This window comes from Citrobacter sp. Ce104 (assembly GCF_030334595.1).
GTDB lineage: Bacteria > Pseudomonadota > Gammaproteobacteria > Enterobacterales > Enterobacteriaceae > Citrobacter > Citrobacter europaeus.
In genome coordinates, this window is sequence record NZ_JAOWDP010000069.1 from 237,347 (window position 1) to 251,175 (window position 13,829).

15 protein-coding genes and 1 pseudogene are annotated in these 13,829 nt (G+C 52.6%); 7 read left to right on the forward strand and 9 right to left on the reverse strand.

Features of this window, described 5'->3' with window-relative positions; all coding sequences use genetic code 11:
* Nucleotides 1–57: 57 nt before the first annotated feature.
* Entirely contained in the window at nucleotides 58–990 is a 933-nt protein-coding gene (punR, locus tag OGW16_RS23910) for a DNA-binding transcriptional activator PunR (RefSeq protein ID WP_043016440.1), read from the forward strand.
* On the opposite strand, the gene purR is transcribed toward punR, so the two are convergent.
* Nucleotides 987–2,012 carry an HTH-type transcriptional repressor PurR gene (purR, locus tag OGW16_RS23915; protein WP_043016439.1) on the reverse strand — a complete coding sequence of 342 codons (1,026 nt, stop codon included), beginning with the start codon at nucleotides 2,010–2,012 and terminating at the stop codon, nucleotides 987–989. The two genes, punR and purR, sit on opposite strands and share 4 nt — an antisense overlap.
* A gap of 297 nt (nucleotides 2,013–2,309) precedes the next feature.
* Between purR and cydH the strand changes: the two genes are divergently transcribed.
* Nucleotides 2,310–2,399 (forward strand): cytochrome bd-I accessory subunit CydH, encoded by a 90-nt coding sequence (gene cydH, locus OGW16_RS23920; protein WP_072036634.1) that lies wholly within the window; start codon nucleotides 2,310–2,312, stop codon nucleotides 2,397–2,399.
* Nucleotides 2,400–2,574: 175 nt separating this feature from the next.
* Nucleotides 2,575–3,744 (forward strand): MFS transporter, encoded by a 1,170-nt coding sequence (locus OGW16_RS23925; protein ID WP_043016438.1) that lies wholly within the window; start codon nucleotides 2,575–2,577, stop codon nucleotides 3,742–3,744.
* A 39-nt stretch (nucleotides 3,745–3,783) separates the two neighbouring features.
* Here the strand turns inward: OGW16_RS23925 and sodB are convergent, their stop codons facing one another.
* Nucleotides 3,784–4,365, reverse strand: coding sequence for a superoxide dismutase [Fe] (sodB, locus tag OGW16_RS23930; protein WP_048211764.1), 582 nt, complete (start codon nucleotides 4,363–4,365; stop codon nucleotides 3,784–3,786).
* 127 nt (nucleotides 4,366–4,492) lie between these two features.
* Nucleotides 4,493–5,323, reverse strand: a complete 831-nt coding sequence (locus OGW16_RS23935) for a C40 family peptidase (protein ID WP_043016436.1) — start codon at nucleotides 5,321–5,323, stop codon at nucleotides 4,493–4,495.
* A 334-nt stretch (nucleotides 5,324–5,657) separates the two neighbouring features.
* Here OGW16_RS23935 and grxD point away from each other — a divergent pair, with 334 nt between their 5' ends.
* Nucleotides 5,658–6,005 carry a monothiol glutaredoxin 4 gene (gene grxD / locus OGW16_RS23940; protein WP_003832760.1) on the forward strand — a complete coding sequence of 116 codons (348 nt, stop codon included), beginning with the start codon at nucleotides 5,658–5,660 and terminating at the stop codon, nucleotides 6,003–6,005.
* A 53-nt stretch (nucleotides 6,006–6,058) separates the two neighbouring features.
* Here the strand turns inward: grxD and rnt are convergent, their stop codons facing one another.
* The 4 genes from rnt to OGW16_RS23960 form a co-directional block, all read right to left on the reverse strand.
* Nucleotides 6,059–6,706, reverse strand: coding sequence for a ribonuclease T (gene rnt, locus OGW16_RS23945; RefSeq protein WP_003029200.1), 648 nt, complete (start codon nucleotides 6,704–6,706; stop codon nucleotides 6,059–6,061).
* Nucleotides 6,707–6,801: 95 nt separating this feature from the next.
* Nucleotides 6,802–7,209 (reverse strand): lactoylglutathione lyase, encoded by a 408-nt coding sequence (gene gloA, locus OGW16_RS23950; RefSeq protein ID WP_043016435.1) that lies wholly within the window; start codon nucleotides 7,207–7,209, stop codon nucleotides 6,802–6,804.
* A gap of 97 nt (nucleotides 7,210–7,306) precedes the next feature.
* The gene (locus OGW16_RS23955; protein WP_043016434.1) at nucleotides 7,307–8,404 is read right to left on the reverse strand and encodes an alkene reductase; all 1,098 of its coding nucleotides are present in this window, start codon (nucleotides 8,402–8,404) and stop codon (nucleotides 7,307–7,309) included.
* A gap of 54 nt (nucleotides 8,405–8,458) precedes the next feature.
* Entirely contained in the window at nucleotides 8,459–9,058 is a 600-nt protein-coding gene (locus OGW16_RS23960) for a TetR/AcrR family transcriptional regulator (protein WP_047411458.1), read from the reverse strand.
* Nucleotides 9,059–9,159: 101 nt separating this feature from the next.
* On the opposite strand from OGW16_RS23960, the gene OGW16_RS23965 reads away from it, so the two are divergent.
* From OGW16_RS23965 to sodC, 3 genes are all read left to right on the forward strand, one after another.
* A complete protein-coding gene (locus tag OGW16_RS23965; RefSeq protein ID WP_043016432.1) occupies nucleotides 9,160–9,399 on the forward strand; it encodes a DUF1289 domain-containing protein in 240 nt (79 codons plus the stop codon).
* 49 nt (nucleotides 9,400–9,448) lie between these two features.
* Complete coding sequence (locus OGW16_RS23970; RefSeq protein WP_043016431.1) at nucleotides 9,449–10,345, forward strand: aldo/keto reductase; 897 nt, start codon at nucleotides 9,449–9,451, stop codon at nucleotides 10,343–10,345.
* 81 nt (nucleotides 10,346–10,426) lie between these two features.
* Nucleotides 10,427–10,951: a superoxide dismutase [Cu-Zn] SodC gene (gene sodC, locus OGW16_RS23975; RefSeq protein WP_047411451.1), complete on the forward strand. Its 525-nt coding sequence runs from the start codon at nucleotides 10,427–10,429 to the stop codon at nucleotides 10,949–10,951.
* On the opposite strand, the pseudogene OGW16_RS23980 reads toward sodC, so the two are convergent.
* Both OGW16_RS23980 and OGW16_RS23985 read right to left on the reverse strand, forming a co-directional pair.
* Nucleotides 10,927–12,967: pseudogene (locus OGW16_RS23980) on the reverse strand (FUSC family protein). The gene sodC and the pseudogene OGW16_RS23980 sit on opposite strands and share 25 nt — an antisense overlap.
* A complete protein-coding gene (locus tag OGW16_RS23985; RefSeq protein ID WP_043016428.1) occupies nucleotides 12,964–13,827 on the reverse strand; it encodes an efflux RND transporter periplasmic adaptor subunit in 864 nt (287 codons plus the stop codon). Before OGW16_RS23985 ends, OGW16_RS23980 begins: the two are co-directional and overlap by 4 nt.
* Between the last annotated feature and the right edge of the window lie 2 nt (nucleotides 13,828–13,829).

Genomic DNA, 13,829 nt, shown 5'->3' on the forward strand with positions numbered 1-13,829 from the left:
TCTCGCTGTGAAACGCTAATATTTGCTTACTGATTTCAAATTTTTTGCAGGCAGAATATGTGGTCGGAATATTCACTTGAAGTGGTTGATGCGGTTGCGCGTAACGGCAGCTTTAGTTCTGCCGCCCAGGAGTTGCACCGTGTACCCTCCGCGGTAAGCTACACCGTACGTCAACTGGAAGAGTGGCTGGCGGTGCCGCTTTTTGAGCGGCGCCATCGGGATGTGGAATTGACGCCTGCTGGCGCATGGTTTCTTAAAGAAGGCCGCTCTGTTATCAAAAAAATGCAGATCACTCGCCAGCAATGCCAGCAAATTGCCAACGGCTGGCGCGGACAACTGGCGATCGCAGTCGATAACATTGTCCGCCCAGATCGTACCCGACAAATGATCGTCGATTTCTATCGTCATTTTGACGATGTGGAACTGTTGGTTTTCCAGGAAGTCTTTAACGGCGTCTGGGATGCGCTGTCCGATGGGCGCGTTGAACTGGCAATCGGCGCCACGCAGGCGATTCCGGTGGGGGGCCGCTATACCTTCCGTGACATGGGAATGCTGAGCTGGAGCTGCGTGGTGGCTAGCCATCATCCGTTGGCGTCAATGCCCGGGCCGCTGAGTGATGACACGTTGCGCAACTGGCCGTCACTGGTGCGTGAAGATACCTCCCGTACGTTGCCAAAGCGTATTACCTGGCTGCTGGATAACCAAAAGCGCGTTGTGGTGCCAGACTGGGAATCTTCCGCTACCTGTTTGTCTGCAGGGTTGTGCGTCGGCATGGTACCGACGCATTTTGCCAAACCGTGGATCGATAGCGGCAAATGGGTTGCGCTACAGTTGGAGAATCCATTTCCTGATGCCGCATGCTGCCTGACATGGCAACAGAACGATACGTCGCCGGCATTGAGCTGGCTGCTGGATTATTTAGGGGATAGTGAAACGTTGAACAAGGAATGGCTGCGGGAGCCAGATGAGGCCCCCGCGCAACAGGCTTAGCGGCGGTAATCGCGGAACGGGCCGTCGGCAACCGAGCGGCGTTCTACCAGACGCGGATGCACCTCGATAGATTGTGACTCTTCGCGCTTATTCACGATACGGTCTAACAACATGTTGAAGGCCGTTTCACCCAGCGAATCTTTCGGCTGGTGAATAGTCGTCAGGGCCGGCGTGAAGAAGCGGGCGTTGCGCACGTTGTCGTACCCGATGAGCGAGACATCCTGCGGTACGCGCAGTCCCATCTCGTCAGCGGCGCACAGTGCACCCATCGCCATAATATCGCCACCACAGAAGACGGCGGTCGGACGATGCGACTGTGACAAAATTTGCTGCATGGCGCGATAGCCGGACTCAGGTTCAAAATCGCCCTGCACAATCCAGTTTTCAGGCACTTTAATCAGCGCTTCTTCCATCGCTTTCATAAAACCTGCCAGACGCCCGGCTCCGGTGTTACGTTCCATTGGGCCAGGGATCACGCCAATCTCACGATGACCGCGTTCTACCAGATACCGACCTGCCATGTAACCGCCTTCGAAGGCGTTATCAATGACCGTATCGGTAAAGTCGGCTTTTGCTTCGCCCCAGTCCATGACGACCATCGGAATATGGCGATACTCTTCGAGCATCGTCAGCAGCGGCTCCGGATACTCGGAACACATCACCAGCAGACCATCAACGCGCTTTTGCGCCATCATCGACAGATAGGCCTGCTGTTTTTCGAGACTGTTCCATGCGTTACCCAGAATCAGGGTATAGCCTTTCTGGAAACAGTTTTTCTCAACGGCTTCGATAATTTCAGCGAAATAGGCCGCTTCGCTGCTGGTGGCCAACAAGCCAATAGACTTGGTGTGATTCACCTTCAGGCTGCGTGCCACTGCGCTCGGAGAATAGTGCAGCTCTTTGATCGCCGCCCAGACAGCATTACGCGTTTCTTCCGCGACAAAGCGTGTTTTGTTAATTACGTGTGATACGGTTGTAGTGGAAACGTTTGCTCGCTTCGCTACATCTTTAATTGTTGCCATTACATCTCACTCCAGACCATATCCTAAGCTCCTGAGAATACTCCAGGTAAACGTTTGCCTTTACACACCCTTAGCGCAACGTAAGGGTTGCGGCACGCCGGGAAAACGACACGGAACGTCAGGAAGGGGTCAATGGCCGGTACGCTAATCAAGTAAGCGTGGAATTTTGTCTGATCTTAACGAAAAGGGGAAGAGTTAAAAGCAGTTATCAATATAAATCGTGAGAGATTTTTGCTTTCAAGTGTGTAAAAATGCGCAATATCACTTTTTGTGTGGGAATAAAAAGGAGAAAACTTGATGAGCACCGATCTGAAATTTTCGTTAGTAACTACCATTATTGTTCTGGGCTTGATCGTCGCGAGTGGCCTGACCGCAGCGCTGCATTGATTTCCCCGAGGGAGTTAATTCTCCCTCATCCTTTCCGCTGGCTTTTCCCCTCTATTGTTTGCGAATAAGCAAAAGTCTTTTGCAGTTTTGTTAACTTTATTAATTTTGCGATCAATGTCATGCTTTTGACTCTTATTTTATGTCGCGCCACGGCTCGACGTTACGGAGTCGAAATATGAAACTCAATTATCCATTACTGGCGCTGGCGATCGGCGCGTTTGGCATTGGTACTACCGAATTTTCGCCAATGGGATTATTGCCCGTCATAGCCAAAGGTGTGGATGTCTCGATTCCGGCGGCCGGCATGTTGATCAGCGCGTATGCGGTTGGCGTGATGGTGGGCGCTCCGCTGATGACATTATTGCTGTCTCATCGTGCGCGACGTAATGCGTTGATATTCCTGATGGCGATTTTTACGCTGGGTAACGTGCTCTCGGCTATCTCACCGGATTACACCACGCTGATGTTATCGCGTATTTTGACCAGTCTGAATCACGGGGCATTTTTTGGCCTTGGCTCTGTGGTTGCTGCAAGCGTGGTACCCAAACATAAGCAGGCCAGCGCCGTGGCAACCATGTTTATGGGGTTAACCATTGCCAATATTGGCGGAGTTCCGGCGGCGACCTGGCTTGGTGAAACCATCGGCTGGCGCATGTCATTTATGGCAACGGCGGGTCTTGGGGTCATCGCTATGGTCAGCCTGTTCTTCTCATTACCCAAAGGTGGGGCAGGAGAGCGCCCGGATGTCCGTAGTGAACTGGCGGTACTTATGCGCCCGCAGGTGCTGTCGGCACTGCTGACGACCGTTCTGGGCGCCGGGGCGATGTTCACGCTTTATACCTACATCTCACCGGTGTTGCATACTATCACCCATGCCACACCGGCATTTGTCACCGGTATGCTGGTGCTGATAGGCGTTGGCTTCTCGATCGGTAACTACTTTGGCGGCAAACTGGCTGACCGTTCAGTGAACGGTACGCTGAAAGGCTTTTTACTGCTGTTGATGGTTATTATGCTGGCCATTCCTTTGCTTGCGCGAAATGAGCTGGGCGCGGCGGTCAGTATGGTGGTCTGGGGCGCGGCGACGTTTGCCGTCGTTCCACCGTTGCAGATGCGTGTGATGCGCGTTGCCAGCGAAGCGCCTGGATTATCATCCTCAGTCAATATTGGCGCATTTAACCTGGGGAACGCACTGGGTGCCGCAGCCGGTGGGGCGGTGATTTCCGGTGGTTTAGGCTACAGTTTTGTGCCGGTGATGGGGGCGATTGTGGCGGGGCTTGCGCTGCTGCTGGTCTTTATCTCGGCGCGGAAACAGCCTGAAGAGGTCTGTACTGCCACTCATTAAAACTAAAACGCAGAAGGGGTTCCCTTCTGCGTTATCTTTTTATGCTGCGAAGTTCTTCGCAACAAATTCCCAGTTCACCAGCGCCCAGAAGTGCTCCAGGTAACCAGGACGGGCATTGCGATAATCGATGTAGTAGGCGTGTTCCCATACGTCAACGGTCATCAGCGGCGTCGCGTCGGTGGTCAGCGGAGTACCCGCGTTGGAGGTGGAAACGATAGCCAGTTTGCCATCCGTTCCTTTAACCAGCCAGGTCCAGCCAGAACCGAAGTTTTTGATAGCGGCGTCGGTGAACTGCGCTTTGAAATCCGCAAAGCTGCCAAAGGAGGCGGCAATTGCCTCGGCCAGTTTACCGGTTGGTTCGCCACCTGCGTTCGGTGCCAGGCAGTTCCAGTAGAACGTGTGGTTCCAGACCTGTGCTGCGTTATTGAAGACACCACCTTCAGAGCTACGTACGATCTCTTCCAGTGATTTACCTTCAAACGCAGTGCCTTTAATCAGGTTGTTCAGATTGGTCACGTAGGTTTGATGGTGTTTGCCATAGTGGTATTCCAGCGTTTCGGCAGAAATATGCGGTGCCAGAGCATCTTTGGCATACGGTAATGCAGGTAATTCAAACGACATTGCTTCTCTCCTTATTATTTATATTGAGTACACACAATAGCCTCATTGTGAGTAAGGATAGGGTAGCAAATTGAAAGGTTATGCAAAAGAAGAACTTACCCTACAGCATGTTCTGTAGGGTAAGTTTTTAGCGAATTGTTTTTGGCGTCATTACCCGACGAGCGCCCACATAGTGGCGCTGCCAGTAATCTTCACTCAGAGAGGTGATTTGAATTTCCTGCCCGCTTCGCGGTGACTGAATAAACTTACCGTTGCCAACATACACGCCAACGTGATCGGCGGTTCCGCGACCCTGGGTACGGAAAAAGACCAGATCGCCATTTTTCAGTTCGCCACGTTCGATCGGCGCGGCATCACGCAGGTGATACATTTCGTTCGCGGTACGCGGAATGCGGAATTTCACCAGATCTTTATAGGCGTAATAGACCAGTCCGCTGCAGTCAAACCCGGTTCTTGGTGAGGTGCCGCCCCAGCGATAAGGTTTGCCGATTTGGTTCATCAAGGTAGACATGGCGGTTTTAGTCGCTTTCTGCACTTTCACTTTATGCGCGTCAGCAAGCGTCGTTGGGGTGGTGGTTTTCACCTTCACACAGCGCGGCTTATGGCCTTTGCGCGGTGTACATTTTTCAGTCCAGGTAACGGCAGCAGTTTGTGCTGCGGCAGTTTTACCACGACGATTTACAGTTTTAGTCGACTTTGCCGGAGCGGCTGTGCGTTTTTTTGAAGAGGAAGCGGTTTTGGTGCTGGTTTTACTGGTGGTCTTTGTCGCCGTTTTCTTGCTGGTCTTTGTTGTTTTTTGGCTGGCTGTAGCGCTTTTCTTTTTATCTACCGTTTTGATGGTGTGAGAATTGGTAGGTGTCGTCCTGGCCTGCTTGGAAGCATGAGCCATAGGCGTAAAGGGCAGTGTAGTAAAAAGTAAAGCACAGAGCGTGATCGAGATTCGGTTTATCCGCGCCACTGAGCAGTCCTCTGGTAAGGCAGGTCTATCGTGCCTGCGTGTGATTTTCAAAACTTGATGATTCTAATCTATAGAAAGAGGGAAAGTTAATAGCTTTTTTTGTTTAAACTTATGTTTCGTAACCGACCGCAAAAAAAAACAGCAATTAACGTAGGAGTTGGTGAACGGATAATCAAATCCACAGCCTTTAAAGGGATAAATGAGATTGTGAATGCAACTTTTAGCGTCAGGGGATAAAATAATAACGCGTAATGAAAATGTTATTTTCCGTTGCCTGTCTGACCCGCTACAATGTCAGACTACTGCCGTAAAAGAAGTTTAAGGAAGCAAGATAATGAGCACCACTATCGAAAAAATCCAGCGCCAGATCGCTGAAAACCCGATTCTCCTGTACATGAAAGGTTCCCCTAAACTGCCAAGCTGCGGTTTCTCCGCACAGGCTGTGCAGGCGCTGTCCGCCTGTGGTGAACGCTTTGCTTATGTTGATATTCTGCAGAACCCGGATATTCGCGCCGAGCTGCCGAAATACGCAAACTGGCCGACCTTCCCGCAACTGTGGGTTGACGGCGAGCTGGTTGGCGGCTGTGACATTTTGATCGAAATGTACCAGCGCGGTGAGTTGCAGCAGCTGATTAAAGAAACAGCGGCGAAATACAAAACTGAAGAGCCGGACGCTGAGTAATATCAGCAGAAGTAAAAAAGCGACCTGAAATGGTCGCTTTTTTTATGTCGCAGTTACGCTTCTTCAGGTACGGGAAGAGGCCAGCCGCCGAGACGTTTCCAGCGGTTAACGATTTCACAAAACAGCACGGCAGTACGTTCGGTATCATACAGCGCCGAGTGCGCCTGATTCCCGTCAAATTCCATTCCCGCCGCCAGACACGCTTTTGACAACACCGTCTGTCCCAGTGACAGGCCGCTTAATGCCGCCGTATCAAAGGTGACAAACGGATGAAACGGATTACGTTTCAGCGAGGCGCGTTCTGCTGCAGCCATCATGAAACTGTGGTCGAACGTAGCGTTGTGCGCCACCATGATCGCCCGATTGCAGCCGCTGTCTTTAATGCCTTTACGCACCATTTTGAAGATGGCATGCAGAGCGTCATATTCGCTGACCGCGCCGCGTAGCGGATTGTTAGGGTCAATACCGTTAAAGGCGAGGGCCTCCGGCTGCAAATTCGCGCCTTCAAACGGCTCTACGTGGAAATGTAACGTCGTGTCCGGCATCAGCCAGCCTTGTTCATCCATTTTCAGTGTGATGGCTGCGATCTCAAGCAGCGCATCGGTTTTGGCATTAAACCCTGCGGTTTCGACATCAATGACGACAGGATAAAAACCACGAAAACGGTCACACAGACCGGAAAGTTGAGCGTTATCGGACATCTGGGTCTCTTAATACGGGAAAATTGCAGCGCGTATTATGGCAAAATGATGAGTATAAAACTACGGGCACAGACGATCTGTGCCCGAGGGGGAGGTTAGTCGCCCAGGCCGCGCCCGGCGTCTTTCTCTTCAATCAGCTCAATTTTGTAACCGTCGGGATCTTCAACGAACGCGATCACTGTAGAGCCGCCTTTTACCGGACCTGCTTCACGCGTAACGTTACCGCCATTCTGGCGAATGCGTTCACACGCCTCGGCTGCGTTGTCTACGCTCAGAGCGATATGGCCGTAGGCGGTGCCCAGCTCATACTTGTCGACACCCCAGTTATAGGTCAATTCGATCACGGCTTCACTGGTTTCAGGGCCGTAACCGACAAAGGCCAGAGAATATTTGTATTCAGGGTTTTCGCTGGTCCGCAGCAGTTTCATGCCCAGCACGTTGGTATAAAACTCGATGGAACGCTGCAGGTCACCCACGCGCAGCATGGTATGAAGTAAACGCATCTTTTTCCCCTTCGAAAATGGCTAATACATTCAAAATGTTGTTTTAGTATAGCGGCGTTGTTACGCCGCTATCAATGGCAGAACGGAGATTGTGACGTTAGAGGGTAGGATAATCGGTGTAACCTTCCGCGCCGCCGCCGTAGAAGCTTTCGGCACGTTGCGGATTCAGCTCAGCTTTACGCTGCAGGCGAGCCACCAGATCCGGGTTAGCGATATAGGCGCGACCAAAAGCAACGGCGTCGATCAGGCCTTTCTCGATCAGCGCTTCTGCTTTTTCAGGCGTGTAGGCGCCCGCGCCAATGATCGGGCCGTGGAAACGTGCGCGAACTTTTTCGCGGAACGCGTCGGAATACGGCTCGCCACCGGCCCAGTCTGGTTCAGACATGTGCAGGTAAGCAATTCCGCGTTTGCCCAGTTGTTCAATCAGATACAGCGCATCAGCTTCTTCGTTTGGGCCGTTGTCAACGTTCTGGAAAGAGCCAATCGGGGAGACGCGAATACCAATACGATCGGCGCCCCATTCCTTAATTCCTGCATCGACAACTTCCAGCACCAGCCGCGCACGATTTTCGACGCTGCCGCCGTATTGATCGGTACGCTGGTTAGACGTTGGTGACAGGAACTGGTGCAGCAGGTAGCCGTGAGCGGAGTGCAGTTCAACCATGTCGAAGCCCGCTTCGCGCGCGTTGGCAATAGCCTGACGGAAGTCATTAACGATGCCCGGAATTTCTTCGGTTTCCAGTGCGCGCGGCATTGAGGTATCGGCACGCGTTGCCAGACCGTTTTCATCGCGCAGTGAGGTGCGGGTACCGGCGCTAATCGCAGAAGGTGCAACAGGAGCCTGACCGTTTGGCTGCAGACTGGCGTGAGAAATACGCCCAGTGTGCCACAACTGGACAGCAATATGGCCTTGCTCCGCGTGTACGGCCGCGGTGATTTTCTTCCATGCGGCGATTTGCGCTTCGCTGTGTATGCCGGGTGCCCCTGCATAGCCTTTCGCCTGTGCGGAGATCTGCGTCGCTTCGCTGATGATAAGACCTGCGCTGGCGCGTTGACGGTAATACTCTACCATTAGCGGAGTAGGGATGTCGCCAGGCTCAATACTGCGCAGACGCGTCAATGGCGCCATGAATACGCGGTTTGCTGCCGTAATGGCACCCACCTTCAGCGGGGAAAACAGTTTTTCAGATGACATGTGATACTCCTGAATAGACCGGTCGTCTAGTAATAAAAGAAATAAAAACGCCTGTTAAACGGCAGGCGTTGTGATGATGGTTTTAACGTGTGCCAGCGCATTTTCCAACGGGGTGGCGCTACGAGAAATCTTGGCCTGCAAATTGGCGCCCAGCCATAGCGCATACAACACTTGCGCCTGCTGTAACGGCTCGCCAACAAAGGACAGACAATGGTTTGCCTGACCTTTCTCCAGCGCCTGCGCTAACAGCACAATAATGTGCCGCGCGCCTTTATCCATCGCGGTGCGCATATCCTCTGAGAGATCGCACACTTCGGCAGACAGTTTTACAGTTAAACAGCCGCTAATAATGCCGTGCTGGCTAAACTGGTTCAGGGTTTCCTGATAGTAGGCCAGAATACGGTCGCGGTAGTTACCCGCCCCCGAATCAAAGTGCGTAGCCAGTCGCTGATGGTAGGCCGCATAGTGGCGTTCCAGCATCGCCACACCGAACGCTTCTTTGGAGCGAAAATAGTGATAAAACGAACCTTTAGGCACTTCAGCGGTTTTCAGTAATTCGCTTAAGCCCATGCCGGTGAAGCCGCGCTGCATACACAGCAGCTCGCCAGTCGCCAGAAGATGTTCGCGTGTATCGTGTTCAGTGATTTTGTTCATGGAAACGAGTGTAATAGACCAGTCGGTCTAATGCAATAGCGCTTGCGAGAAATTCAGTTAACGTCTTCAATAGGTATATCAATCTTATTAAAGGAGGGGATGTGGCCGAACAGCTGGAGTTTTTCCCCGTCCAGAGCCCATGCCGTGGAATATGTCAGTCTGACGAACGCGGTTTTTGTCGTGGCTGTTTTCGCAGTCGGGATGAGCGTTTTAACTGGCAAAATATGAGCGATGCCCAGAAGCAGGAAGTGCTGCGGCTATGTCGTCAGCGACTGATGCGTAAATTACGAGCAAACAAAGCCAACCCTTCGGAAGAACCGCAACAACCTTCACTCTTTTAAAAGCGTAATTGCGTATACTCGATGCACATTCACTTATAAGGAAGCTGCTATGGTTCAGCGTATTACTATTGCGCCGCAAGGTCCGGAATTTTCTCGCTTTGTGATGGGCTACTGGCGCCTGATGGACTGGAATATGTCCCCGCGCCAGCTAGTCAGCTTTATTGAAGAACATCTGGATTTGGGCGTTACCACCGTCGATCACGCCGATATTTACGGCGGATACCAGTGTGAGGCGGCGTTTGGCGAGGCAATGAAGCTGGCTCCGCACCTGCGCGAAAAAATGCAAATTGTGACCAAATGCGGGATCGCGACGACGGCGCGCGCGGAAAATGCGCTGGGTCATTACATCACCGACAGCGCGCATATTATTGCCAGTGCGGAAGAGTCATTAAAGTTGCTGGCGACCGATCATATTGATTTGCTGCTGATCCACCGCCCCGATCCGCTTATGGATGCAGATGATGTCGCTGATGCGTTTAAAAAATTGCACCACAGCGGCAAAGTGCGTCACTTTGGCGTCTCTAACTTTACCCCGGCGCAGTTCTCACTGCTGCAATCGCGTCTGCCGTTTACTCTGGCAACCAATCAGGTTGAGATCTCACCAGTACATCAGCCGCTCCTGCTGGATGGTACTTTAGATCAATTGCAACAGCTGCGCATTCGTCCGATGGCCTGGTCCTGTCTTGGCGGTGGTCGTCTGTTTAATGACGATGCCTTTCAGCCATTACGTAATGAACTTGCCGCGATCGCAGAAGAGCTGAACGCGCAGTCCATTGAACAAGTGGTGTACGCATGGATTTTACGGTTACCGTCTCAGCCGCTGCCGATTATTGGCTCAGGGAAAATAGAGCGCGTACGTACCGCCATTGAGTCTGAGTCACTGAACATGTCTCGCCAGCAATGGTTCCGTATCCGTAAAGCCGCGCTGGGTTACGACGTACCTTAATCGCGTTTTTGATGCTTCTCCGCTCAAAATTGTGTCACTGGTTTACACTTAACAATCAGACACCTTTTGGATGGAGGTCTTATGAAGCGTTTGAGTTTGGCCATTATCACTTTACTGGCCTGTGCAGGTGCGCAGGCTGCCAGTGAAGAAAAAGTGACGATGAATCTGGTAACGTCGCAAGGCGTCGGTCAGGCGATTGGTACGGTCACTATTGCTGAAACTGGGAAGGGGCTGGAGTTTACGCCCGATCTGAAAGCCCTGCCGCCGGGTGAACATGGCTTCCATGTGCATGCGAACGGCAGTTGCCAACCGGCTATTAAAGACGGGAAAGCCTCAGCCGCGGAATCGGCTGGAGGCCATTATGATCCGCACCAAACCGGCAAGCATGAAGGCCCGGAAGGCGCAGGCCATATGGGCGACCTGCCGCTGCTGGTGGTGAATAACGACGGTATCGCTACAACACCCGTTGTTGCGCCGCGGTTGAAAACGCTCGATGAGGTTAAAGGCAAAGCGCTGATGATCCATGTGGGCGGCGATAATATGTCCGATCAGCCGAAACCGCTTGGTGGCGGCGGAGCGCGCTACGCCTGTGGTGTTATCAAATAATCAGTTGCTTAGCGTACCCGGCGGCGGCGCTTGTTCAAGCTGCGAAAGCGAGCAGTGTAGCCGCCAGACCAATGCCGACAGTTCCTGCGCAGCAGGTTGATGATGATGGGCAAGCGTATCGCAGATGCGCTGTAGCTCACTCAGCGTGGCATTCAGCGGACGTTGCTGAACGCCGCGTTCACTCATCACGTCGCGAAGCAGTGAGATACACACGTCCCTGACGCGAGCCAGCGGATCTGAACGCGCCTCCCAGGTGCGCAGTTGCCACACCACGTGCGAACAGTTCAGCAAGACAACTCCCCAGCGCAATAACCAGCGTCGCGCCAACGCATCCTGACTGTTACTGAGCTGGCTGACATGATGATAGGTCAACGACTCAAATTCGTTTTCACTGAGCGAAGGATGTCGGCTAAGCTGATCGACAAAATCCCGGCGCAGGGCGCGAATATGGCGGCGACTTTTCCGCGCATCCGATCCGGGACGCAGAATGGCGAAGGCCAGCCATGACAGCGCCACGCCAGCGATTTTTGCCATATTGTCATTCAGGAAACCAGCAAAATCGTAAACCGGTGGATTGGTCACCGCGATAAACGATCCCATAAACACGATCAACTGTCCCCAAAGACCTGCCAGAGCAGGCATTTGCAGCTTCAGAAGTTGCATGGTGGCGAGTAGCGGGAAAAGAAACAGAATGAATTGCCAGAGGTCAGAGATTTGCACCATCAGGCCAAACTTAACCACAAAGCTAAACAGCGACAGCAGAACCAGCGTGCGCATCAGTAAAGAAAGCGACTTGAAAGGCGTGGCAACGGCGGAATACAGCACGCTGCTGATGGCCGCGAGCGTGAGTGCGCCAGATCCTGATTCCCATTGTGCGCCAATGCTCCATGCGCCGATAAGCATCAACGTGCAGAACGTACGCAACCCGCTCCAGATAGCTTCCGCACTATCGGTATGACGGGCAAGTCCTGGTGTGCGGGCGATATTTATACGTTCGGCGGTAACGCCATTTTCCAGCAAATGCAGATACTGACTGCTGCGTAAATAGAGCCGACAAAAATAACGCAGTCGTTGCCAGAAGGCGACATGTCGATAGTCACGGGCATCGACGGGCCGCAGTGGAGCGATAATTCGTGCAACGGTGTAGCTGTCGGTATTGGATTTGACCAGCTCGCTGAGTAATTGTTCGATGATATCCCGGGTATTGGCCGGGGGATTAGGCCAGTTCAGCAGCATCCTGCGCAGACTGGAAATTACGCTGGTCATGCGCAACTGCTGGTGCAACAGCGAATTGAGCAACGCATTTTGACGGCGAAAACGGTAATGACTCCAGAATGCCTGAATTCGTAGCAGGTTCATGGTCAAAATCTGGCCAATGACACCTTCATGAGCCGTGCGAATGGCATCCGTTGTCTCAGGTTGCCAGAGTAAGCTGGCATGTTCCAGTAAACGCGAATGCATGTTTTTCAGCGCAGTCAGTAACGCGGTGCCATCGGAAGTGCTGGGCAGGATCATCATCATCACGCCACCGCACAGGATACCGAGGATAACCTCGCATACGCGGGCCTGCGCGATGTCCCATAGCTGGGTAATCTCCACGGTATTGACCATGTGAAATGCGATGATCGCCGCCGTATAACCTGCCAGTTGAAAAGCGTAGGCGACGTTATTGGTGAAATGCGCGCAGGCCCAGGTACAAAAAGCGATCCACACCGACATACAAAGTAAAAACAGCCATGGTTCATTGAGGGTATGACCGGCGATAATCAACGCGGCGGTGGCGCCAAGCAAGCTACCCGCCATGCGACCCAGGCTTTTGCTGATAACACCGCCGACGGTAGGAAAACTGACCACGGCCGCCGAGGTCATCGCCCAGTAGGGCTCATCCAGATTCAGATAATAGGCAAACGTCAACGCCAGACACATGGCAATGGTATTTCGCAGCGCGTAACGCCACTGCGCTGCTGTGGCTTTGAACCACGGCCAATTGCCTGGCGTCAGGAGGGGCAGTTTCATTTACGCTGGCCGACAGACACGCTGCAGGTCGTACCAGAAACCAGCGTGACATCATGCGGTAGCGCGTCGAATTCGATGCGTACCGGAACACGCTGCGCCAGACGCACCCACGGCACGTTAGGTTTGATGTCGGGAATCAGGCCGGAATCACTTTCCACGCTTTGATCGTAGATAGCGCGACCAATACTGGAGACGTGACCCTGTAACTTAATATTGCCGCTGTAGAGCGTGATAACCGCAGGCGCACCTTCACGAATGTGGCGCAGCTTGGTTTCTTCAAAATATCCCATCACATAAAAAGAGTGGCTGTCGACAAGGGCAAACAAGGGCTTACCGGTTGAGGCATAGTCTCCGGTACGGGTAGAAAGATTGGTAACCCAACCCGCCACGGGCGCTTTGACCACCGTTTGCGTCAGTTGCCATTGTGCCTGGCGCAGACTGGCCTCGGCTGCTTCAACGCTGGCTTGCATGGCTTTCACATTGAGATTAGCGGTATCCAGATCTTCGGCTGAGATGTAATTTTGCGATAAATGGCGGCGTCGGTTGGCCTCGTTATTGGCTTTCGCCAGGTCGGACTGAGCTTTCGCCAGCTGCGCTTGCGCATTCAGTTCAGCAATGTGAAACGGCGTCTTGTCGATGATAAAAAGCACATCGCCTTTATTCACGAACTGGTTATCTTTTATATTGAGTTCGCTAATGCTGCCTGAGACCTGCGGCGTGATGCTAACCTGCTCAGCACGCACTTTACCGTCACGTGTCCAGGGCGACTGCATATAGTAATTCCACATCCACCATCCGGCGAAAACTGCGATTGCAGCGACTATAATGGTGGAGAAGTATTTAACGGTTTTAAGCGACATAA

Coding starts and splice junctions, on each gene's coding strand:
- punR (WP_043016440.1), top strand. CDS start 58: ATGTGGTCGGAATATTCACTTGAAGTGGTTGATGCGGTTGCGCGTAAC.
- purR (WP_043016439.1), bottom strand. CDS start 2,012: ATGGCAACAATTAAAGATGTAGCGAAGCGAGCAAACGTTTCCACTACA.
- cydH (WP_072036634.1), top strand. CDS start 2,310: ATGAGCACCGATCTGAAATTTTCGTTAGTAACTACCATTATTGTTCTG.
- OGW16_RS23925 (WP_043016438.1), top strand. CDS start 2,575: ATGAAACTCAATTATCCATTACTGGCGCTGGCGATCGGCGCGTTTGGC.
- sodB (WP_048211764.1), bottom strand. CDS start 4,365: ATGTCGTTTGAATTACCTGCATTACCGTATGCCAAAGATGCTCTGGCA.
- grxD (WP_003832760.1), top strand. CDS start 5,658: ATGAGCACCACTATCGAAAAAATCCAGCGCCAGATCGCTGAAAACCCG.
- rnt (WP_003029200.1), bottom strand. CDS start 6,706: ATGTCCGATAACGCTCAACTTTCCGGTCTGTGTGACCGTTTTCGTGGT.
- gloA (WP_043016435.1), bottom strand. CDS start 7,209: ATGCGTTTACTTCATACCATGCTGCGCGTGGGTGACCTGCAGCGTTCC.
- OGW16_RS23955 (WP_043016434.1), bottom strand. CDS start 8,404: ATGTCATCTGAAAAACTGTTTTCCCCGCTGAAGGTGGGTGCCATTACG.
- OGW16_RS23960 (WP_047411458.1), bottom strand. CDS start 9,058: ATGAACAAAATCACTGAACACGATACACGCGAACATCTTCTGGCGACT.
- OGW16_RS23970 (WP_043016431.1), top strand. CDS start 9,449: ATGGTTCAGCGTATTACTATTGCGCCGCAAGGTCCGGAATTTTCTCGC.
- sodC (WP_047411451.1), top strand. CDS start 10,427: ATGAAGCGTTTGAGTTTGGCCATTATCACTTTACTGGCCTGTGCAGGT.
- OGW16_RS23985 (WP_043016428.1), bottom strand. CDS start 13,827: ATGTCGCTTAAAACCGTTAAATACTTCTCCACCATTATAGTCGCTGCA.